Genomic DNA, 20,215 nt, shown 5'->3' on the forward strand with positions numbered 1-20,215 from the left:
TTATCCTTTGACTGCGCCTACAGTCAAGCCGGAGATGAAGTATCGCTGGAAGAAGGGATACGCAAAGGCGACCGGGAGCACAATCACGACAGCCACCGCCATGCGGGCGGATTCTTTAGGCATCGTGGCAACCAGCTCCGCGTAACTAATCCCCAGACTAGAAGCATTCCTTGCCAGCGCGTCCACATTGCTCATCAAGTTATTCAACAGTGCCTGCAACGAATACAGGTCCTGATTGTTGATGTACAACATCGATTGGAACCAGTCATTCCAGTAACCAAAACATAGGAACAAACCTATCGTTGCGATGACCGGTAAGGAGATCGGTAAAATGATCGAGAAGAAAATGCGCAACTGGCCGGCTCCATCGATTTCTGCGGATTCGATTAATCCGTCCGGAATCGTGCTTTTAAAGAAGGTCTTACAAATAATGACGTTAAATGAGGAGACCGCCAGCGGCAGGATCAGCGACCAAACCGTATCTTTCAGCCCCAGTAAATTGGCATTGATATAGTAGCTCGAGACCAACCCGCCGTTGAACACCATTGGAATAAATACGACCCACGTCAGGAACCCCTTCAGCTTATAATTCGGCCGAGAGAGAACGTACCCCATCGAGGTGGTGAGCAGAATCCCCAACACGGTTCCGACGATCGTGACAAAGACGGAGATCCCCAAGGCCTGCAAAATCATCGTTCCCTGCTTCGCGATATACCCGTAGGCATCCCCCGAGAAGGCCGTTGGGATCAGGTGATAGCCGTTCTCCCGAATCGAGTCTTCACTGGACAGCGAGATGGATAAGACCACCAGCATAGGCACAACACAAATCACCGCAAGGAAGAAGAAGAGGAGATGGAGGAGTACATTCACCCCTTTGCTTGGACGATTAAAGCGATCCAAGCCGCTCTCGTAAACCGTTCTTGTTGCCATAAACGCACCTCCTTAGATCATCGCGCTATCCGAATCGATTTTGCGAACCGTCCAGTTCGCCGCTAGAATCATCAGACAGCCGAGAACCGATTGTACAAAAGCCGCAGCCGAAGCCATGCCGACAGTTGCCGTTTTGAGCTGCTTGTAAACCAAGACATCAATGGTCGTGGCTACATTAAACAGGGAGTTGGAGTCCCGCGGAACTTGGAAGAATAACCCGAAGTCCGTGTAGAAGATCCGTCCCACCGCTAAGATGAACATCATCACGATAACCAGCTTCATCAGCGGCAGCGTGATAAACCGGGTTTGCTGCCAGAGCGTAGCGCCATCGATCACGGCCGCTTCATAGTAGGTCTTATCAATCCCGGCGATTGTCGCCAAATAGACGACCATTCCATAACCTAGCCCCTTCCAGATATTCATGAAGATCAAGAAGTAAGGCCAATATTTCGGTTCCATGTACCAGTTGACCGGCTCATTTCCCCAATTCACCAACATTTGATTGAGAATCCCCTTATCGAAACTTAAGAACGCCCAACCCACTGCGGAGACTACAACCCAGGAGAGAAAATAGGGCAGGAACATCATCGTTTGATAGGCTTTCCCGGCCCGGCGGTTGTGGATCATCCCGATCATCAAGGCTAAAGCCACGGGGATCACAATCCCAAGGACGATAAAGATCAAGTTGTACCCGATGGTGTTCCGAATAATGATCCAGGCATCGTTCGACTTGAAGAGGAATTCAAAGTTTTTGAGGCCTGCCCAGGGGCTGTTGAATACATTGCTCAGAAACCCACCGGTTATTTTGAAATTCTTAAAGGCGATAATGATGCCGAACATCGGCAGGAAACTGAACAGAATATACCAAAGGGTCGTTGGCAAGGCCAATAACGTCAGCTCCGTGTCTTGTTTGCGCCAACGCGTGTGTAAGCGCTTTCTGTTTTCCTTCGACTTCATGTTCCGTCACCTCTTTCCTTCAGCGTGTACTGCTCTGTCTACTCTCATTTTATCGGGAATACAGCGCTTACATCCAGACCATAAACTTGATACTATAGTCAACAAACTTTAGATTTGTACACAAAAATAGCCCGCTCTCGATGAGCGGGCTTGATGTCATACCTATGATGTTATTGATTGCGGATCATGTAATCGAAGGCGCCCAAGGCCGCTGTCGCGCCTGAACCCATCGAAATAATGATTTGCTTGTAAGCCGAGTTGGTGCAGTCGCCGGCCGCAAATACGCCTGGAAGAGTCGTTGCCCCACGGTTGTCGACGATAATCTCGCCCATCCGGGTACGTTCCAGCGTGCCTTCCAGCCATTCCGTATTCGGCACAAGGCCGATTTGAACGAATACGCCTTCCAGCTCGAGATGCTTCTCTTCACCGCTTTCCCGCTCGATGTAGGTCACTCCGTTCACCTTGCTGTCCCCCGTAACTTCCTTCACTTGCGCGTTCTTGATTACGGTGGTGTTCGGCAAGCTGTTCAGACGATCCTGCAAGACAGAGTCGGCTTTCAGCTCAGGCATGAATTCAAGTACGGTCACATGCGATGCCACGCCCGCCAGGTCGATGGCTGCCTCAACGCCGGAGTTGCCTCCCCCGACGACAGCGACACGTTTCCCTGCGAACAACGGACCGTCACAGTGCGGGCAATACGCCACGCCCTTATTCTTAAATTCCGCTTCGCCCGGTACATTCATGTTGCGCCAGCGTGCCCCGGTGGACAGGATAACCGTTTTGCTCTTCAGCACCGCACCGTTCTCCAGCTCCACTTCGATCAGGTCCTTCTTCTGAAGGCCCTTCGCCCGCTGCGACATCATGATGTCGATATTGTATTCCTTCGCGTGCTCTTCCAGATTGGCCGCAAGCTTAGGCCCTTCCGTATACTTCACGCCGATTAAGTTCTCAATGCCAAGGGTGTCGTTCACTTGTCCGCCGAAGCGTTCAGCAACGATCCCGGTACGAATGCCTTTGCGTGCTGCATAAATCGCCGCGCTGGCTCCGGCAGGTCCGCCCCCTACGACAAGCACGTCGTAAGGCTCTTTGCCTTCAAATGCCGTCGTATCCGACGAGCCCAGCTTGCCCAGAATGTCCTCGACGGACATCCGGCCGTTACCGAACAGCTCCCCGTTCAGGAATACGGTTGGCACCGCCATGATCTCTTTGCTCTCGACTTCATCCTTGAAAGCCGCGCCGTCGATCATCGTATGGGAAATGCCAGGATTCAGAACGCTCAGCAGGTTCAACGCCTGAACGACGTCCGGGCAGTTATGGCAGGTCAAGCTGACGTAGGTTTCGAAGCGGTATTCGCCTCGAATCCCCTTGATTTGATCAATAATATGCTGTTCAACCTTCGGAGGTCTTCCGCTGACTTGTAACAAAGCCAGTACCAGGGAAGTAAACTCATGGCCCAGTGGGACACCGGCAAAGGTGATGCCGGTCTCTTCCCCTACGCGATTCACGCTGAAGCTAGGGGTTCTGGGTAAAGTCGTTTGTTCGACGGTAATTTTATCCGACATGCTGGACAACTCGTGAACGAGGTCCAGCATATCGTTCGAAACCGAGTCGGTTCCGGCACTGACTTTCAGCAGAACATTCCCTTCAAGGAGCTGAAGATATTGCTCTAATTGTTGTTTGATGTCTGCATCCAGTTTCATGATTCTCTCTCCTTAGATCTTGCCAACCAAGTCAAGGCTTGGTTTCAAGGTTGCGGCTCCTTCTTTCCATTTCGCCGGGCAAACTTCACCTGGATGGTTATGAACGTATTGAGCTGCTTTGATCTTGTCGATCAGGGTGCTTGCATCCCGTCCAATCCCGCCAGCCGTGATTTCGATAGCTTGGATCACGCCGTTCGGGTCGATGATAAAGGTACCCCGATCCGCCACGCCTTCTTCTTCGATCAGAACGTCGAAGTTGCGGGAAATCGTGTGGGAGGGGTCGCCGATCATAATGTAAGTAACCTTGCCGATCGCTTCGGAGCTATCGTGCCAAGCTTTATGCACGAAGTGGGAGTCGGTCGATACAGAGTAGACCTCAACGCCAAGATCTTTCAAGGTAGCATATTGATCCTGCAAGTCTTCCAGCTCCGTAGGGCATACGAACGTGAAGTCCGCTGGATAGAAGCACACAACGCTCCATTTCCCTTTAAAGTCGGCATCGGAAACATCGATGAATTTCCCGTTGTGATAAGCTTGAGCTTTAAAAGGCAATACTTCTTTTCCAATCAATGACATGATTTAACTCTCCTTTTGGCTATGGTTTGACTGTTATTTATATTAATTATTATATGCGAACCATTCTCAACGTCAATCTACTTCACCAAGTCTTCACAATTAATATACCCTCATCCGTTGAAACTAATCGTTTGCTTTGTAACTTTCACAAATTAATCACACGGCTTTCAGAGGAATCCACTCGACTTTTAGAGCTTACTAGAAAGGATGAATAGGATCAGGGGGCGCAAACCTAAAAGGCCTCGGACCGGAGGTTCGGTCGGAAGCCTTTTTTACGATTCCCCCCTTCGTTTCCGTTTGGACAGAAGGTACGGACCGATCATCGCTCTGATGATACGGTAACGGAGCTTGAAGGGATAGGGTGCATTCCACCCGTTTTCTCTCAAATAACTAAAGGCCGCACGGTTCCCCCGTCTCGAATTACATTCGCTGCACGAGGCAATCAGGTTATGGGGTAGATCCGAACCGCCCTTGCTTGAGGGAATGAGATGGTCTACCGTCGTTGCAGGAGCACCGCACCATAAGCAGGTGTAGCGGTCTCGCCTTAGGGCGATCTTCCGATAATCTCGGAATAAGAACGGGTTGTAGAGCAATTGGATGGTCTGCTCGTCCAGCCAGACAGCCCGTTCCCGGTTTACTTCCCGCCAAGCGCGATCCAGCGTGCACGGGGTTAGCTCTCGGCCATCCATATTCAATACGGTGATCACGCTGATCCCCTCCTAGGATTTGATCAGGAGGTCACTCCTTGTTTGATTTTCACATAAGGACGCATCAAATAACTGGCTACTTTCAAGGGATTGATCCGTTTGGCAAAATACAGCTTGTTCGCCAGAGGACCATCCAGCACCCGTACGATCCGATCCAAATCGGCATTGTCGAGCTGTTCCATCACCCGACGCAGAACCAGCGAATGCTCATAGCTTTGACGTAGGGGGGCAGTCAACTCCTCATACTTGCCTAGACCGCATAGATCGTAAGCCGCATAAACTCCGGTCAAAAGTGCACTATATTGCCCAAATCCCAAGAACGGCATCATGCTGCCAAAGCAATTTCCAACATAGAAGGTGTTGCCGATCCGGGCCCTTTCGCAGATCCCCATCAGGTAATGCGTGATATGAAATTCATCCGTCATGGGAAGAGTCTGCCCTAGTTCGGTTCGAACGGTTTGGTGGAACGGTTCCCAGAGGTCCTGAAGTTTGACTCCCTCATTCGCGGGGATATCGGGGATGCCGATGACCAGGTTCGCTTCTTTCTCCGAAAAAGGAAGGAGATACCCGTACCCTCTCGGAGCAAGGTCGTAATCGAACCAGGTCTTGACTGCGTAGCGATCAAATTGACCTTCGACGGTAGCCCCCATCAAGGATACAGAGAGGTCTTCCCGAAAGTTTCGGGTTTTTTTCGCGTAACCCGCGTCCCCTGTGGCCATGACCACATGCGTATAGTCCGCAAGCAGCTGCTCATAGGTTTTCTCCGAATGAAAATGGATTGGCGATTTCACTTGCCGGCTGAGCTGGGCTTCGAACGAATCTTCTTCTCTCCCGCGGATATTGAGGAAGCCTAACGGTCCCTCCAGGACAGCCTTCTCCCGCTTGGATTGAATCGTCATCTGTTCAATGCTCGCAGTCGGGTGAAGGAACAGTCCGTATTCTTCGGAAAACTTAGCAATGACATCCTGAACCGGCCGCGAAAATATCGAAAGAAGCGCCTCCGCATTCACGAACCGGTCGCCGACTCGACTCCTTTTCTCAAAGATGACCGGTTCGATGCCGTTACGCTCCAACGTAATCGCGCAAGCTAGGCCCGATAACCCCGCCCCCATAATAGCTACCTTCATACCGCAACCCTCATCTATTCAATAGTTGTAAGATATAGGGTCTCTTATTTAAATTTGAGCATGCATGACTTATGGGTGGGAGTTCATGGGAGGTTTAGGTGTTATGAGATACTTGTTCATTCGTCATCGTCATAAGCTCACTGACCGTCACCAACCGATATCCATCGGCAGTCAGCTCCTCGGTTAGCACCCGAACCGCCTCGATCGTCTGTGCCCGGTCACCATATCCGTCATGGAACAGGAAGATACTGCCGTTCGCCACCGACCGGCGCGTATGCTCCAAGATAAAATCCACGCCGGGTTGGGGCTGCTCCCAATCCTTTGCCTCACCGTTAACGCACCCGATCGAATAATACCCGAACTCCTCGGCAAGCGATAAGATAACCTCATTCACGGCAAAATACGGCGGCCGGAAGCTGAATGCCGGCTTTCCGGTCACCTGGCGGATCCGCTCGTCTCCCAGCAGGATTTCGGCCCGTGCCTCCTCCAGCGTCAAACGGGTCAAATCCGGATGTGAGTAAGTGTGATTGGCAATCTCATGTCCGGCGGCATGTACCTTGGCCGCGATGTCTCCAAACCGATCGATCTCCTGCCCAATCATGCAAAAGGTGGCCTTCCCGTTCACCTTCCGAAAAATCTCCAGCACTTGTTCCGTATAAACGGGATGCGGCCCGTCGTCAAACGTAAAGGCGACCGCCTTCTCCCCGGTCGGCACCCGGTGTACCAACGAACCCTTGGCCATCATGAGACCCCTCCGATTCATTTAAGATGCCAGCTAGCCTAGACCAGCGTCAGCACGACGACAGACATCGGCGGCAGCGTTGCCGACAAGCCGTTTTCACTTACCTTCGTAACTCCTTCAAATACGTGCGGTTTCACTGTCTCTGGCTGCTCGAAGGTATTATGCGCATTCCTATCGGCATGCGTCAACACTCGCCCGGTGACCTTCTTGCCCGCCGCTAATCCGCGCAATTGCAGAGTTACGGAAGCTTCCTGCTGCGGATCAACGTTGCACAGGCTAATATCGATCGTGCCGTTCGCCCGTTTTGAAGCCGAACCGCTGATCTGAGGAATCGAATCCTCGCCCAAGCTGTAAACGTCTGCGTCCAGATGAAGGGCAAGCGCCTCGGCGTCCTGGTGAACCTTAAACATCTCGAAGACATGATAGGTTGGGGTCAACAGCATCTTCTCGCCTTCGGTCAGAATCATCGCCTGCAGCACGTTGACGGTCTGCGCAATATTTGCCATATGGACGCGGTCGCAGTGACGGTGGAAGATATGAAAATGCAAACCGGCAACCAGCGCATCCCGCATGGAATTTTGCTGATACAGGAAACCTGGATTCGTCCCCGGTTCCACTTGGAACCAGTTCCCCCACTCGTCCACGATTAGGCCGACCCGTTTCTGCGGATCGTATTGGTCCATGATCGCCGAATGCCGCTTAATCAACTCGTCCATATGAAGCGCTAGCTTCATCGTCTCGAACCACTCCGCTTCATCGAAGCCCAGCGCTGGACGTTTGACTTCAAAACCTCCCGGCACCGTGTAGTTATGCAGGCTGAGTCCGTCCATGTACGCGCCGGCTTGGCGCATCAGCGTCTCCGTCCAGTGGTAGTCATCGACATTGGCGCCGCCGGCGATTTTATAAAGCCGGTTCTCGCCGTAATTTCGGACGTACGTCTGGTATCTGCGGTACTCGTCGGCGTAATATTCCGCCCGCATGTTCCCGCCGCAGCCCCAGTTCTCGTTGCCGACACCGAAATACTTCAGGCGCCAAGGCTTCTCCCGTCCGTTCGCCTGCCGCCAGTTGGCCATCGGGGATTCGCCGTCAAAGGTCATGTATTCGACCCATTCCTGCATCTCCTGCACGGTTCCGCTGCCGACGTTCCCGCAAATGTACGGCTCCGTGCCCAGCAGCTCGCAGAGATCAAAAAATTCATGCGTACCAAAGTGATTATTCTCCACGACGCCGCCCCAATGCGTATTCACCATCCGTTTGCGTTGTTCCCGCGGACCCACGCCGTCCTTCCAATGGTACTCGTCAGCAAAACAGCCGCCCGGCCAGCGCAGCACCGGGATGTTCAGTCCCCGCAGTGCTGCGAGTACGTCGTTTCGAATGCCGCGGGTGTTCGGAATCGGCGAATCCTCGCCCACCCATATTCCTTCGTAGATACAGCGGCCGAGATGCTCGGCGAAGTGCCCGTAAATATGGCGGCTGATCGTTCCAACCGATTGATCGGCATTGACCGTGATTTTGGCAACCATCCTCTGTTCTCCCTTCATTTCTAACCTTTGACTGCCCCTGCAATCATGCTTTGTTGGACTTGCTTGTTCAACAATAAATAAATGACCACCGTAGGGACGGTCGTGATCATCAGCCCAGCCCCTATGATTCCCCACTGCGTAATGTACGTTCCGACCATCGACATCATCCCGACCGTCAGCGTCTGATAATGCGCGTCATTGATGAAGGTCACCGCAAACATCAGCTCGTTCCAACAGGAGAGGAAGGTGAAGATCGCTACGGTAGCGATCGCGGGACGAATCAACGGCAGAATGATATGAAAGAAGGTTCTGTAAATGCCGCATCCGTCGATCACCGCGGATTCCTCCATCTCGCGGGGAACCCCCTTGAAGAAGCTGCCGAGAATGAATACGGCCATCGGAATGCCGAACGCGACGTAAGGAATAATCAACGACCAGTAGGTGTTCAGCAAATGCAGGTTTTTTAGAACCATAAACAACGGCAACAGCGCCGCATGAATCGGGACCATCATCCCGAGGAGGATCAGCGTCATCGTCAAATTGCTCAGCTTCCAGTTCATTCTCGTGATGGCATAGGCCGCCATCGAGGACAAGATCAATACCAGGATGATGGAAGCCGCCGTGACCCACACGCTATTCACGAAGTAGCTCATGACGTTGCCGTCCGATAATGCCTTGGCATAGTTGCTCCAAAGGAGCTTCTTCGGAAATCCCGCTACATCGCCGCTGAAGATCTCGCTGTTGTCTTTCAGGGAGAAGAACGCGAGCCAAATCAGGGGATACACTTGAACAATCGCCACGAGGACCAAAAACAATTGCAACAGGACCTTCCCAAGGAATGACGGCTTTTTGGGCAACCTTGCTTCTACAGTATTCATCAAACTCACCCCTATTCGGTCTTGAAGAATTTATTGATCAGCACCGTGAAGATCAAGCATTCCAGAATAATAAAGACGGATACCGCACTGCCGTAACCATACCGGTACGTATTGAAGATCGTCGTGTACATCAAGGTGCTTGGCACCTCGGTCGCGAACAAAGGACCGCCGCCCGTGAGGACATACACCAGATCAAAGACTTTGAAGGCGCCAATGACCGAGAAAACGAGACAGACTTTGAGAATCGGCTTCATTAGCGGGATGGTAATCGAGAAGGCGGTCCGTACCCGGGAAGCCCCGTCAATTTTGGCCGCTTCGAGAATATCCTGCGAGATCGACTTCGCCCCGGCATACATCAGTAGCATATGATATCCGACGTATTGCCACAGGGTTGGAATGAACGACGCCACGAGGGCGGTTTTTTTCTGACCTAGCCAATCTTGGGCCAATCCCGAGAGGCCGATGTTATCCAGCAATGTATTTAAAAGGCCGTAATCCGCATTGTAGATTTTGGACCATAATTGCGCGATCACCACGGTGGAGATCAACACCGGAATAAAATACACCGTCCGATAAAAGCCTTCACCTTTCACCGAGGAAGCCAGGATTAAGGCAAGCAGCAGAGAAATCGGCAATTGAATGAAGATGGATGCTGCCGCGAACAGGAAGGAATTGCGGATGGAATGCAGAGCCCTGGCATCGGTGAACATCTCCACGTAGTTATCCAGTCCGATAAAAGTGCCTTTACCGACGCCATTCCAATCCAACACGCTGTAATAACTCGAGACGAAAATCGGAACCAATACAATTCCGCAAAAAATGAGAAGGGTAGGAAGAACGAATATCGCAATCGCGGTCTTGTTCGAAAACACTGAATTCATCGTAAGTTCTCCTCTCAAAGATCGTGGTCAGGGTTTCCCCTGACCACGTCTGGTTTGAGATGATTCAAGGATTAGAGCGTAAGTTCCGTCGGTTTGAGCTGCGCCATCTGTTTACAGAACTCCTCTGGCGTAATATCGCCAGCCAGGAGCGAGGCAATCAGGTTCTTATGCGTTTCCGCAGACTCGGCCGGAAGAATGTTATCCCACCAGGTAATAAACGAGGTTGCGGTCTTCATAATGTCGGCGGCCGATTGGTCCAGCGAGGACAGGCTCGAGGTATCCAGCCCATCGATGTTCCAGCTTGGAAGGCCTGCGCCGGCCAGATAACCCTGCGTACCCAACTGCTCGCTTAGATACATCAGGAAATCAACCGCTTCTTTCGGATGCTTCGTCGTGCTGCTGACATAGAACCCGTCTACGGCCCCGCCGAAGATTTCCGTAGCTTTGCCCTTCCCGTCTTCAAATACCGGGAATGGAATGACTTGAACCTTGCCTTTGGTTGCCGAGGAAGGATCTTCGATCCCGGCATTCACCCAGTTCGCTTGGAACATCATGGCGCCGCTGCCTGCATTAAAGGCGCCCAGCATCTCATCGTAGCTCATGCTCAGCATACTGCTGTTAAACGCGCCTACCTTCGCCAGTTCCTGCATCTTGGCCGCGGCGGCAACGAAATCCGGCGAATCCCATTTGGCCGGATCCTTGAAGGCCTCGATCACCGCGTCATGTCCGGCCTGGCGCATGGCAATCATGTCGTACCAGTACATGCCCGGCCAGCGGTCTTTCTCGCCGATCAGCGCCGGCGTAATTCCCGCCGCTTTCAGCTTCTCCACCGCATCCAACAGCTCCGTGTACGTCGTCGGGATTTTGGCTCCCGCCTTCTCGAACAACTCGGTGTTTACGTAAAGGTTGGCAATATGGGTGTAAACGGGCAGGGTATAGATTTTGCCGTCGGTTTCAATGGCTTCCGCCATCCCCGGCGCCATCTTCGATTTGATCTCATCGGTCAGATAGCTGGAGATTTCCAGCACGTTTTCGGATTCGATATAAGGCTGCATAAAGCTTCCGCCGCCCATGCCGTAGAAGAGGTCTGGCGCTTCGTTAGCCGCCAGTGACGTTTTGATTTTTGTCTTATACTGTTCGCCGGTTGTTCCGGTCCGTTCAATTTGCACGTCGGGATGCTCGCTGTTCCACTTCTCGATGATTTGCGGCAGCAATTTCGCCGACGGGTCCGTGTTCCCTACAGATTGGTCCCATAGCGTCAGTTTGATGGAACCGCTTCCACTTCCGTCCGAAGACTTCCCTTCGGAAGAATTGGACGAACAGGCTGCCAAGCTACCAGCTAGACCTAACGCAAGGACGATACTCATGGATCTTTTTAACAACGCTTTCATCTCTTTGACCTCCCAACTAGATTCGATGCATCTACCGTTATTTTAGGAAAGATCTCCCGGGACCTCCATTCATAAAACCTGCATCCCCTTTTAAAATTCAAGCATTCCTCACTCGTCATCATGCGTTGCGGTACTCATTCATGGATCGTCCGGTCGCCTTCTTGAAGAGGATGCTGAAATAATGCGGATCCGTGATGCCTACCCGTTCGCCAATCTCGTAACCTTTGAAATCCGTGGTTTTTAAGAGACATTCCGCTTTCTTCATTCGCAAGTTGGTCAAGTACTCTACGAAGGTCTGACCCGTTTCCTTCTTCATGAGCCGGCCCAGATGGCCCGGACTGACGAAAAAAGCCGCCGCGGTACTCGCCAATCCGACCCCGGGATCGCCCAGGTTCTGTTCCAGATACGCCTGCACTTGATAGATCAGGTTCCCTTCCTTGGCTTGCCTTTTCGTAGAAATCGCCTTGGCAACATGAAGGACGTAAGGCTCCAACGCTTGAACCAACTCCGGCAAATTATCAGCCGTGATGATCGACACCAGCGTTTCTGTGTCTAGCCCCTGTTCACCCTCAAGCTGCTGCTCCATCGCCGCGTGTTGGCATTCATGAATCACGTCCATCGCCGCCATCCGAAACTGGGACACGCTTGAGAAGGAAACGTCAAAGATAGCCTGAAGCAACTCCACGGCGCGATCGGACGAACCGACGCTGATGTAAAATTGCAGTTGCCTCAATAGCTCCGGGTTTGATCGGTACGTTTCCTCTCTGTTATCTACCATATCCTCATAACAAATCACCTGGTTATTCCCAACGAACGCTTTATAACGGATCGCGTTGCAGGCCTCCGCGTATCCCAGATGTCCCTCCTGCAAGCTATGGCGCTTCCGCCCGACTCCAATGTTGACTATGCCTTTCGGAGCATGGATCAATCGGTCGAGCAACGCTTCACAGATCCCGGCTAGATCTCCCTCTGGACGAAAAGAAATCAAGACAAACTGGTTTCGAGTATCCAACAGCATGGTAACGAAGGGATCTCCCTGAAAGAACAGCTCCAACTTCCGCTTGCACGCCATCCCAAGCAAAATCAACTGCTCCTCGGTGTGTTTCTCCGCTATCGGGGTAATTTCGACAACGGCAATTTGGTAGGGAGCTTCCTGCCGGAAGGCGGGCAGCTGAAAATACTCGGCCTGTTCCCGGATTTCCTCCCGGGAAAGCGTCCCCTGTAACCACTGCAGCAGGAACTTCTCCCGGAGATAAGGTAGATTCCGCGCCAACTCTTCCTTCAGTCTCGCAAGTTCCCCTTCCCGGGATCGTTCCTCCTCGATCTTCCGTTTCAGCTTGCCGGTGACATGCAGCAGGTCCGCCGCCCGAATCGGTTTGAGCAGGAAATCGAACACCCCGATTTTGATGCTCTGCTGCGCATATTCAAACTCATCATGGCCGCTTACGACGACGATTTTGATCTGCGGGTACTTCTCCAGGACGCTTCGGCTAAACTCGATCCCGTCGATATTCGGCATATAAATGTCAGTGAGGATAACATCCGGTTTCACCTGCTCCACCAACTCCATCGCCTCCTGGGCATTCGGAGCTTCCCCAACGATCTCGAAGCCTTCCTGTTCCCAATCCATGCGCATACGAATCAAATTCCGGATCAAATGCTCGTCGTCAACGATGAGAACCTTCAACTTTTCCATGGCGCATCTACTCCATTCGGTAGAATTAGTGTGATCGTTGTCCCTGACCCCGGTTCACTTTCGATGTGGAATACGTCTTTATCCTCATAAAAAATGCGCAAGCGCTCCATCGTTCCCCATAAGCCAAAGCTCTTGATTTGACCTTGTCTTTCCGTGAACAGGATTTGCTCGATCTCCTCCCGCGACATGCCGATGCCATCGTCGGAAATCGAGAGGATCACAGATTCTTCCACTTGCTTGGCGGTAATCCGTATGGTTCCTTTCATCCCTTTAGGTCGAATGCCATGGTAGAGCGAGTTCTCTACCAACGGCTGAAGCACCAGCTTCGGAATCGGGATTGGGTCGCAACCCTCCTCCACCTCGAACCGGGCCTCAAATACGTCCGGATAACGCACGCTCTGGATGATTAAGTAATTCCGTACGATCTCGATTTCTTCCCCAACGGTGATGACGTCTTGCCCTTTGCTCACACTCAACCGATAATAGCTCCCCAGCGCCTCGATCAACTCACATACCTGTTCGTTCTCTCCTGAGAGCGCAAGCGATGTGATCGAGTCTAGCGTGTTATACAAGAAATGGGGCTTGATTTGGGATTGAAGCGCATTTAACTCTGCTTTGCGTATCGTCTTCTGCTCTTCAATGACGCGCTTCACCAGCTGATCAATCTGTTCGATCATCCGATTATAGCCGTTATATAGCTGCTCCAGCTCGAAGCTGCTCGGCTCCGTAGTGACCTTCATGAAATTGCCGCTAGGCGCTTTATTCATCGCCCGAAGCAGCTTCTGAATCGGTTTAATGATACTGCGTGAAATCACGAAGGAGCTGACAAAGAAGATGGTGCCGTTAATAATCAGCAGAACCAGCGTCAACACCACCAGCGATTGGTTGCGCGACTCCATGCTGTCATGCGGCGAAATGCTCACAAACTTCCAGTTATAGGCCCCGCCCGACAGATAGGTCACGGTATATTTCCGGGAACCCAAATTCATGGATAGGGAGCCTGAGTCCTTTTGCTGAAATTGTTCCTCCAACATCGCCTTGTTCGTATCGAGCAGTTCATGCAGAACGGCGCTGCCTTGCTCGTCCGTAGCATCCGCCACAATGGTCTGATTGTTCTCATCCAAAATGGCGATTTGTAAGGAGCTCCCATTTTGGAGATTTGAATAAGCCTGAACCAAGGCGTCGTCCTTGATATCTATGACCAACACCCCGAGAGGGGCCGTATTGTCGATGTCGCGAATCAAGCGTATAAAAGAGACGATATTGCCGTCGACGGAGTCCGCAGGCCCTCGTCGATTATCCAGCCTCAGAATATATTTCCCTTTGTTGCTCACCACTTGGTCATACCAAGGGGCATCCTTGATATCCACCTCCATGTACGTTGGCAATTCTTGAGTTGCGACGGTGAAGCGATGCCCGGCATGGTCATAAATGTGCACGGAATCGATGATCGGAACCGCTTGCATAAGATTGTACAGATAAGAGCTGACTTTCGACTGGGTTTGCAGGTTCGCATATACGTCTCCCTGCCGGAGCAAGTTCTGCAAATTGCGATCCGAGAAGATCATTTTCGAATAGTTGTTGACGTTCTCAATCATTAAATCTACGTTTGTCCTTATGGACGTCACCGTTTGCAGCGAGGCTTCATTGATTTTCTTCTGGGCCGAATTGGCTGCCATTTGGTCCAGCACCATATAACTTAGACCCACTGTAAACAAGATCACGAGAAAATAAGCAAACGGAATCTTGAAAGCTAGCTTTTTCGGCTTGCCGTAACTTAAAGATCGTATGCTCTCCACCAACCGCGTTTTCACTGTCCGGTCCTCCGCTTCTTGTGCCTTAGAATCCCACAACCTTCATTATATCGATTGATGGCCCAGCCAAACAATTTGAAAACACAACCGGAAGTAGGGAAAAGGTTAGACGATGCGGCCAAGAGGCCTCCTGTCACACCAGGACAAGAGGCCTCTTGGCTCAACAGTTACGCCTTTCGTTAGGAATCTATTGGAACAGGTCCGGCAGAATATCGTAGATGTACTGGTTCACCCAGTTCCAGGCGTGCGTGCCGCCATCGCCTACAATAAAGTAGAAATTCCCCTTGGTCGTATCCGACGAATAAATGAAGGTATCGGTGAGTTGCTTCATCGCATCGATCTGAGGCTTCAAGTTCGGATAAGCGATATCCAAACTGCCCGTGGCGCTGAAGATATAGTAATCCTGCGGTTGATACCCTGCGTCCTTGACGACTTTGGCTAGGTATTCCGCCGTTTCCTTCGGTTTGCTGCCTCCGCCTCCTTGGCCCAACGCCCAGCTATCCCCGCTTAACGGCAGGTAATACTTGAAATAGTCGAGGTTATGGATGAAGGTATACCATGTCGTCACCGAGCCCATAGAGAACCCGCCAAACGCCCGATGCGCGCGGGAGGCCTTCAAATCGTCCAAGCTGGCGGATTTCGCATAGGTATGATAATTCGTTTCCACCAACGGCACAATGGTCTGGATTAATTCCTCGTGGAAGAGAGCCGTATCGTTTTTCCCGCCGTAGAAGGTTGGGGTTACCACGATCATCGGTTCAATGTCGCCGTTTGCGATCATATGGTCGATGATTTTCTTCAATTCCTTGCTTTGGCCGGGGCCGCCGAAGATGAGATTCTCATTTTCCCCGCCGCCGTGCATCAGATAAAGCACATTATACTGCTTCGTGGAATCGGACGCGTCGTAACCGTACGGAAGATAAACGTTCAGCTTCTTCTCATCCATTCCGCCGGTTAAGTTCGGCGTCTTGTACGTTAAGCTCTCGATCGTCCCCGGTTTGGCGCTCTCGGTTCGGTAGGCGTCCGGAACTTCCTTGAAATATTTCTCGTTTGCGGCTTCCTCCGTCATCTCCAGCTTGCTAACCGCAGCCTGGATCGCCGCGTATTGCTCATCGAGTTGGGGTTGAGTGGCCTTTTTGTCGTTCAATACATTGGCGGCCACTACCTTCATCAGAGCATCTGTCACCACGCCAGAGTTTTTATAAAGCGTGAAATCCAGCTTCAGCGTGCTCTTGATCAGATTCAGAAGGTCGTAGGGATTAACTCCGCTGACATCCCCCTTGGCCTTGCCCATGAGCACGATTTCGCCGAATTTGCTCGTATCGTTCCAGGCGCTGCCCGTTGAATCGAATAGATTCAAGGTCCCGATTCGATTTGCATCCTTCGCGTCGTTGATTTGCAATTCGAGGCCCATTACCTTTCCGTTCTCGGGTTTGGATTGGAGGGCAACCCGGGCTTCGATGACATATCCGCCGTCCACTCGTTTCGAAGCGGTGTAGAACCGCTCGATTTTACCGTTGTCCACGGATTGGGCATTCTCAACATTGACGCGAAAATGCAAGTCGTCTAGTCCGTATTCCTGCGTCTTGTCGTGATTCTCGTCCAGGAAGATCTCCAAGGAATCCTGCATGTAAGGAGTTACCGATTCGGTAGAAAGATGCTGATCCTTGACTTCAACCAGGATATACAGGGCGCGGTCATCCCACAAAGTCTTTAATGTGGCGGAAGCCTTCGCTTGATCCGACGGAAATTTAGGTGTAACCGTTTGCACTTTGCTCCAGGCTTTGTCGATGTCGCCGTCAATCACGGGCGAGCCGAAGGGGGCCGCCATTCTGCCCTGGGCATCCAGCCCGCTCTTGTCTCCCGGTGCAGGCTTGCCTGGATTCGGTGCCGCGGAAACCTCAGTCCACGAACCTGGAGCATTCGCAAACACCAAGGATACGCCGATCAACATCATCATAAAGGATTGCAGGAACAGCTTCGTTCTTCTCTTCAACAAGTTCTCCTCCTTCAACCGGTCATGGGTTCTGGGTGGTTCCTCTGTTTTCATACGATACTTTCGCCGTTACCAACGCCCTTCAGCCAACACACCCCCTTACCGCCAGATTTAGAAGCGCTTTCATAATTAACCTCCCTTAATGGAAAATGAGTTTCATCCCTATTTTAGGGAGAGCAGGGCGATGACTACATTCATAAATCGAGCATTGGCTTTCAAAATTCGAACATCTATAGGGAGAACCAACGGAATCTTCCCTCGTTCCTTTGTCACAAAAACACCCCGTACCTCGTCTTATGATTAAGGCCTAGTATGAATAGGTTATGAAACCGAGAAACGATAGGAAGTGAAACCATGAAGGAACTGTACGAGAAATATCATAGACTGCTCTTTAAACTTGCTTATCAACTGACCGGATCCGTCACGGATGCGGAGGATGTGGTGCAGGACGTATTTCTGAAAATCGCCGATGTGCCGCCGGAGAAGCTGACGGAACCCAAAGCTTATCTTTGCAAGATGGTCACCAACCGTTGCCGAGATTTGTATAAATCAGCACGCCGAAAACGGGAGCAATACTATGGGGAATGGCTTCCGGAGCCTCTGCACAGCCTGCATGACGATGCGATGGAAGCCGTCGTCCGCGATGACCTGCTGTCCTATGCAATGCTGGTTCTGCTTGAAAGGTTATCTCCAACGGAACGTGTCGTTTTTGTGCTTCGAGAGGCACTTGGCTTTGACTACCCGGAAATCGCCGAACTGGTGGAGAAGAGCGAAGTGAACTGTCGCAAACTGCTCAGTCGGGCCCACGCAAAAATGGGGGTGACTGCGGATCAACTCGTTCCCCAGGAGGGAACCGCTCCCGAACTCGTCCACCAATTCCTTAACGCACTCAAACAAGGGAACCTCGATCAAATCTTATCCATTCTGGATCAAGAGGTTGTCCTTGTCGCCGATGGAGGGGGCAAAGTCTTGGCCGCTGCCAAACCGATCATCACAAGAGAGTTCGTTGCCAAATTCTTGCTGGGTCCGTTCCGGCAAGCCACCACGATCGATGGAATCCATTTCGAGGTTATTCGGATGAACGGGCAGCCGGCATTTCGGATTCGATCGGAGGAAGGGATTCATTCCGTCGGAATTTTTCATGTGGAGAACCAGCAAATTCGCAACATCTATCTGGTTAGAAACCCGGATAAATTACAGCATGTCGGGGAATGAAACGAAGCACCAAGAGCCCTCAGGGGATTCTTGGTGCTTCTGTATTTTTTACTTCGAGGGTTATCGCTTAGCTCAGTCCGGCTTTCGTCAATCCGAAGGCGGCGTCGGCCGAACCCGGTACGGTCTTGAAGGCAACGTTAACTCGGTTCCAGGCATTGATCGTCATGATCGAGAACGTGAGATCGGAAACCTCTTTTTCGGAAAATTGCTCGCGTACGCGGTTGTAGACCTCATCCGGCACGCCATGCTCCGGTAAATGGGTCAGAATCTCGGTCCAGGCAAGGGCCGCCCGTTCGCGCGGGCTAAACAGCGTTGATTCCCGCCAAATCGAAATGTGGTACAGGCGCAGCTCGCTTTCGCCGTGGATTTTCGCCTCCTTCACATGCATATCGAAGCAAAATCCGCATCCATTGAGTTGCGAGGCTCGGATGTGAACGAGGTGGCGAATCTTCTCCTCAATGGAGCTTCCCTTCTCAGCCCCGCTGAAATCCATCAATCGGTTGAAGAACTCCGGGGATTGTTGCATATAATTGATGCGTTGCGTCATTGTTCATCTACCTCCCTTTTTGATCAAGCACGTAAATATAACGACGAGGCGATTCATTCTGTGACAGCATCAACCTAAGAAAAAAAGCAGCTGAACCGAGAGCCTCTCGTCAGCTGCCAAGTCTTCACTAAATCCCGCGTAAATTCCATGCGGAAAGGGAACTCATCGTCACGCTGGGTCCCTGTACAAATAACCGAATCCCCTCGCTGTCCTCCCGTAGAGGGTAAACCCGGCCCGTCAAGCAAAGCTCTTCATTGACGAACACCTCAACAATGGAGTGGTCGATGAAGAGGTAAACTCGAAGCTGGTCAAGATGCCGCATTTCGTAAGGGGCAACGAGTTCCCAAGTATGAACGCCCGCCGCTTGACTGGATCGGGAGCGGTCCAGTACGATCCGTCCTCCCGATACATCGAACTTCAGCGTGGTTTGTTCTTTCCCGTCCGGCGAACGGAATACCTCGAAGCCAAACAACGTTTCCGAACCGGTCAGCTCAAACTCCGCTTTGATTTCGACGGCTTTGCCTTGGATCCCCAGCTCATGTTCCCCTTGAGGAAGGACGGTTTTTGGAAGCTCAAATGGGTTCTCCCTCAACATCTGAAGCTCCGCAACCGGTTTGAAGATCAGCGTGTTCTTGGCTGGGTGAAGCTCCACGGTTCTCGGGATCGACTGCACCCCCGACCATCCCTGAATCTCCGTCATTTCGCCGCGCGCGTTGTCGGGGAGCCAGCCCCACAAAATTCGGCGGCCGTCCGGAGCCAACATGGATTGCGGTGCATAATACCCTTCCCAGCTGCCATGATCCACGAAGCCCTCCCGCTCCTTCACAAATTGCAGATCGTCTCCCATCGAACCCACAAGATACTTCACCTTGTCGCTTGGTGAGTAAATCAGGACCCATTTGTCTTTCAGGCGGAATACGTTCGGACATTCCCACAGGCTTTCCTCCCCCGTATCCAGGAGATGCAGAAACGACCAATCCCGCAGGTTTGCTGATTCGTATAATAGTGCGCAGCCTTTGCCTTGGACGCTTCCTCCCAGCACCATCAGCCACCGGTCCCCCTCCTTCCATACATAAGGGTCCCGCCAGTCCCTTACGGTCAGATCCTTGCCGTGAATATCCGAGGTTAACACCGGGTTTTCTTCAGGCTTCACCCAGGTCCGCAGCCCATCGGGGCTGGTGGCCATCCATTGCTCCGCGCCGGTCTCGGCATTCCGCTCGCCCTCACCTACACTGGTATAGAACAGGGTCGGCACGCCCTGATCATCGATCACCGCACAGCCGGAGTAGCAATGCACCTCGCCAAGTTCGGTGGACGGTGCCAGCGCGACCGGCAAATGCTGCCAATGCACCAGATCCGTGCTCACCGCGTGCCCCCAGTGGATCGTCCCCCACTGATCCCCATATGGGTTGTATTGATAGAACAAATGATATTGACCTTCGTGAACCACGAGCCCGTTCGGATCGTTCATCCAATTCGCAGGCGGGGTAAAATGATAAATAGGCTTGCCTAGGGTCATGTCACAATCCTCCGTT

General features: G+C 52.0%; 17 protein-coding genes. 1 reads left to right on the forward strand and 16 read right to left on the reverse strand.

The genetic code is table 11. The features are described from left to right. The 14 genes from IM700_RS08600 to IM700_RS08665 all read right to left on the reverse strand — a co-directional run bounded on the left by IM700_RS08600 (position 1) and on the right by IM700_RS08665 (position 16,918). Positions 1-930: a carbohydrate ABC transporter permease gene (locus tag IM700_RS08600; RefSeq protein ID WP_155607009.1), complete on the reverse strand. Its 930-nt coding sequence runs from the start codon at positions 928-930 to the stop codon at positions 1-3. 12 nt (positions 931-942) lie between these two features. Further along, complete coding sequence (locus IM700_RS08605; protein ID WP_193417213.1) at positions 943-1,887, reverse strand: ABC transporter permease; 945 nt, start codon at positions 1,885-1,887, stop codon at positions 943-945. A 170-nt stretch (positions 1,888-2,057) separates the two neighbouring features. Beyond that, on the reverse strand, positions 2,058-3,587 hold the full coding sequence (ahpF, locus tag IM700_RS08610; protein WP_193417214.1) for an alkyl hydroperoxide reductase subunit F: 1,530 nt from the start codon (positions 3,585-3,587) through the stop codon (positions 2,058-2,060). A 12-nt stretch (positions 3,588-3,599) separates the two neighbouring features. Beyond that, positions 3,600-4,163: an alkyl hydroperoxide reductase subunit C gene (gene ahpC, locus IM700_RS08615; RefSeq protein ID WP_193417215.1), complete on the reverse strand. Its 564-nt coding sequence runs from the start codon at positions 4,161-4,163 to the stop codon at positions 3,600-3,602. Positions 4,164-4,435: 272 nt separating this feature from the next. After that, the gene (locus tag IM700_RS08620; protein ID WP_336244887.1) at positions 4,436-4,870 is read right to left on the reverse strand and encodes an HNH endonuclease; all 435 of its coding nucleotides are present in this window, start codon (positions 4,868-4,870) and stop codon (positions 4,436-4,438) included. A gap of 23 nt (positions 4,871-4,893) precedes the next feature. Beyond that, positions 4,894-5,997: an NAD(P)-binding protein gene (locus IM700_RS08625; protein WP_193417216.1), complete on the reverse strand. Its 1,104-nt coding sequence runs from the start codon at positions 5,995-5,997 to the stop codon at positions 4,894-4,896. Positions 5,998-6,091: 94 nt separating this feature from the next. Continuing rightward, positions 6,092-6,739: a polysaccharide deacetylase family protein gene (locus IM700_RS08630; RefSeq protein ID WP_193417313.1), complete on the reverse strand. Its 648-nt coding sequence runs from the start codon at positions 6,737-6,739 to the stop codon at positions 6,092-6,094. Between the two features lie 38 nt (positions 6,740-6,777). Beyond that, positions 6,778-8,262: an alpha-N-arabinofuranosidase gene (locus IM700_RS08635; RefSeq protein WP_193417217.1), complete on the reverse strand. Its 1,485-nt coding sequence runs from the start codon at positions 8,260-8,262 to the stop codon at positions 6,778-6,780. 20 nt (positions 8,263-8,282) lie between these two features. Beyond that, a complete protein-coding gene (locus IM700_RS08640) occupies positions 8,283-9,140 on the reverse strand; it encodes a carbohydrate ABC transporter permease (RefSeq protein WP_193417218.1) in 858 nt (285 codons plus the stop codon). Between the two features lie 11 nt (positions 9,141-9,151). Beyond that, positions 9,152-10,021, reverse strand: coding sequence for a carbohydrate ABC transporter permease (locus IM700_RS08645; protein ID WP_155607002.1), 870 nt, complete (start codon positions 10,019-10,021; stop codon positions 9,152-9,154). A gap of 71 nt (positions 10,022-10,092) precedes the next feature. Then, positions 10,093-11,412, reverse strand: a complete 1,320-nt coding sequence (locus tag IM700_RS08650) for an extracellular solute-binding protein (RefSeq protein ID WP_193417219.1) — start codon at positions 11,410-11,412, stop codon at positions 10,093-10,095. A 118-nt stretch (positions 11,413-11,530) separates the two neighbouring features. After that, positions 11,531-13,108: a response regulator gene (locus tag IM700_RS08655; RefSeq protein WP_193417220.1), complete on the reverse strand. Its 1,578-nt coding sequence runs from the start codon at positions 13,106-13,108 to the stop codon at positions 11,531-11,533. Continuing rightward, positions 13,096-14,922 carry a histidine kinase gene (locus IM700_RS08660; protein WP_193417221.1) on the reverse strand — a complete coding sequence of 609 codons (1,827 nt, stop codon included), beginning with the start codon at positions 14,920-14,922 and terminating at the stop codon, positions 13,096-13,098. Before IM700_RS08660 ends, IM700_RS08655 begins: the two co-directional genes overlap by 13 nt. 187 nt (positions 14,923-15,109) lie before the next feature. Further along, positions 15,110-16,918: a sugar-binding protein gene (locus IM700_RS08665; protein ID WP_239483715.1), complete on the reverse strand. Its 1,809-nt coding sequence runs from the start codon at positions 16,916-16,918 to the stop codon at positions 15,110-15,112. Between the two features lie 354 nt (positions 16,919-17,272). Here IM700_RS08665 and IM700_RS08670 point away from each other — a divergent pair, with 354 nt between their 5' ends. Next, on the forward strand, positions 17,273-18,133 hold the full coding sequence (locus tag IM700_RS08670) for an RNA polymerase sigma-70 factor (RefSeq protein WP_193417223.1): 861 nt from the start codon (positions 17,273-17,275) through the stop codon (positions 18,131-18,133). A 67-nt stretch (positions 18,134-18,200) separates the two neighbouring features. On the opposite strand, the gene IM700_RS08675 is transcribed toward IM700_RS08670, so the two are convergent. Together IM700_RS08675 and IM700_RS08680 are read right to left on the reverse strand one after the other, a co-directional pair. Continuing rightward, positions 18,201-18,680 carry a carboxymuconolactone decarboxylase family protein gene (locus tag IM700_RS08675; protein ID WP_193417224.1) on the reverse strand — a complete coding sequence of 160 codons (480 nt, stop codon included), beginning with the start codon at positions 18,678-18,680 and terminating at the stop codon, positions 18,201-18,203. Between the two features lie 127 nt (positions 18,681-18,807). Further along, positions 18,808-20,199, reverse strand: a complete 1,392-nt coding sequence (locus IM700_RS08680) for a glycoside hydrolase family 32 protein (RefSeq protein ID WP_193417225.1) — start codon at positions 20,197-20,199, stop codon at positions 18,808-18,810. Between the last annotated feature and the right edge of the window lie 16 nt (positions 20,200-20,215).

This window comes from Paenibacillus rhizolycopersici (genome assembly GCF_014947195.2).
GTDB classification, from domain to species: domain Bacteria; phylum Bacillota; class Bacilli; order Paenibacillales; family Paenibacillaceae; genus Fontibacillus; species Fontibacillus rhizolycopersici.

Coding starts and splice junctions, on each gene's coding strand:
- IM700_RS08670 (WP_193417223.1), top strand. CDS start 17,273: ATGAAGGAACTGTACGAGAAATATCATAGACTGCTCTTTAAACTTGCT.
- IM700_RS08645 (WP_155607002.1), bottom strand. CDS start 10,021: ATGAATTCAGTGTTTTCGAACAAGACCGCGATTGCGATATTCGTTCTT.
- IM700_RS08680 (WP_193417225.1), bottom strand. CDS start 20,199: ATGACCCTAGGCAAGCCTATTTATCATTTTACCCCGCCTGCGAATTGG.
- IM700_RS08605 (WP_193417213.1), bottom strand. CDS start 1,887: ATGAAGTCGAAGGAAAACAGAAAGCGCTTACACACGCGTTGGCGCAAA.
- IM700_RS08635 (WP_193417217.1), bottom strand. CDS start 8,262: ATGGTTGCCAAAATCACGGTCAATGCCGATCAATCGGTTGGAACGATC.
- ahpF (WP_193417214.1), bottom strand. CDS start 3,587: ATGAAACTGGATGCAGACATCAAACAACAATTAGAGCAATATCTTCAG.
- IM700_RS08650 (WP_193417219.1), bottom strand. CDS start 11,412: ATGAAAGCGTTGTTAAAAAGATCCATGAGTATCGTCCTTGCGTTAGGT.
- IM700_RS08640 (WP_193417218.1), bottom strand. CDS start 9,140: ATGAATACTGTAGAAGCAAGGTTGCCCAAAAAGCCGTCATTCCTTGGG.
- IM700_RS08600 (WP_155607009.1), bottom strand. CDS start 930: ATGGCAACAAGAACGGTTTACGAGAGCGGCTTGGATCGCTTTAATCGT.
- IM700_RS08655 (WP_193417220.1), bottom strand. CDS start 13,108: ATGGAAAAGTTGAAGGTTCTCATCGTTGACGACGAGCATTTGATCCGG.
- IM700_RS08625 (WP_193417216.1), bottom strand. CDS start 5,997: ATGAAGGTAGCTATTATGGGGGCGGGGTTATCGGGCCTAGCTTGCGCG.
- IM700_RS08630 (WP_193417313.1), bottom strand. CDS start 6,739: ATGGCCAAGGGTTCGTTGGTACACCGGGTGCCGACCGGGGAGAAGGCG.
- ahpC (WP_193417215.1), bottom strand. CDS start 4,163: ATGTCATTGATTGGAAAAGAAGTATTGCCTTTTAAAGCTCAAGCTTAT.
- IM700_RS08675 (WP_193417224.1), bottom strand. CDS start 18,680: ATGACGCAACGCATCAATTATATGCAACAATCCCCGGAGTTCTTCAAC.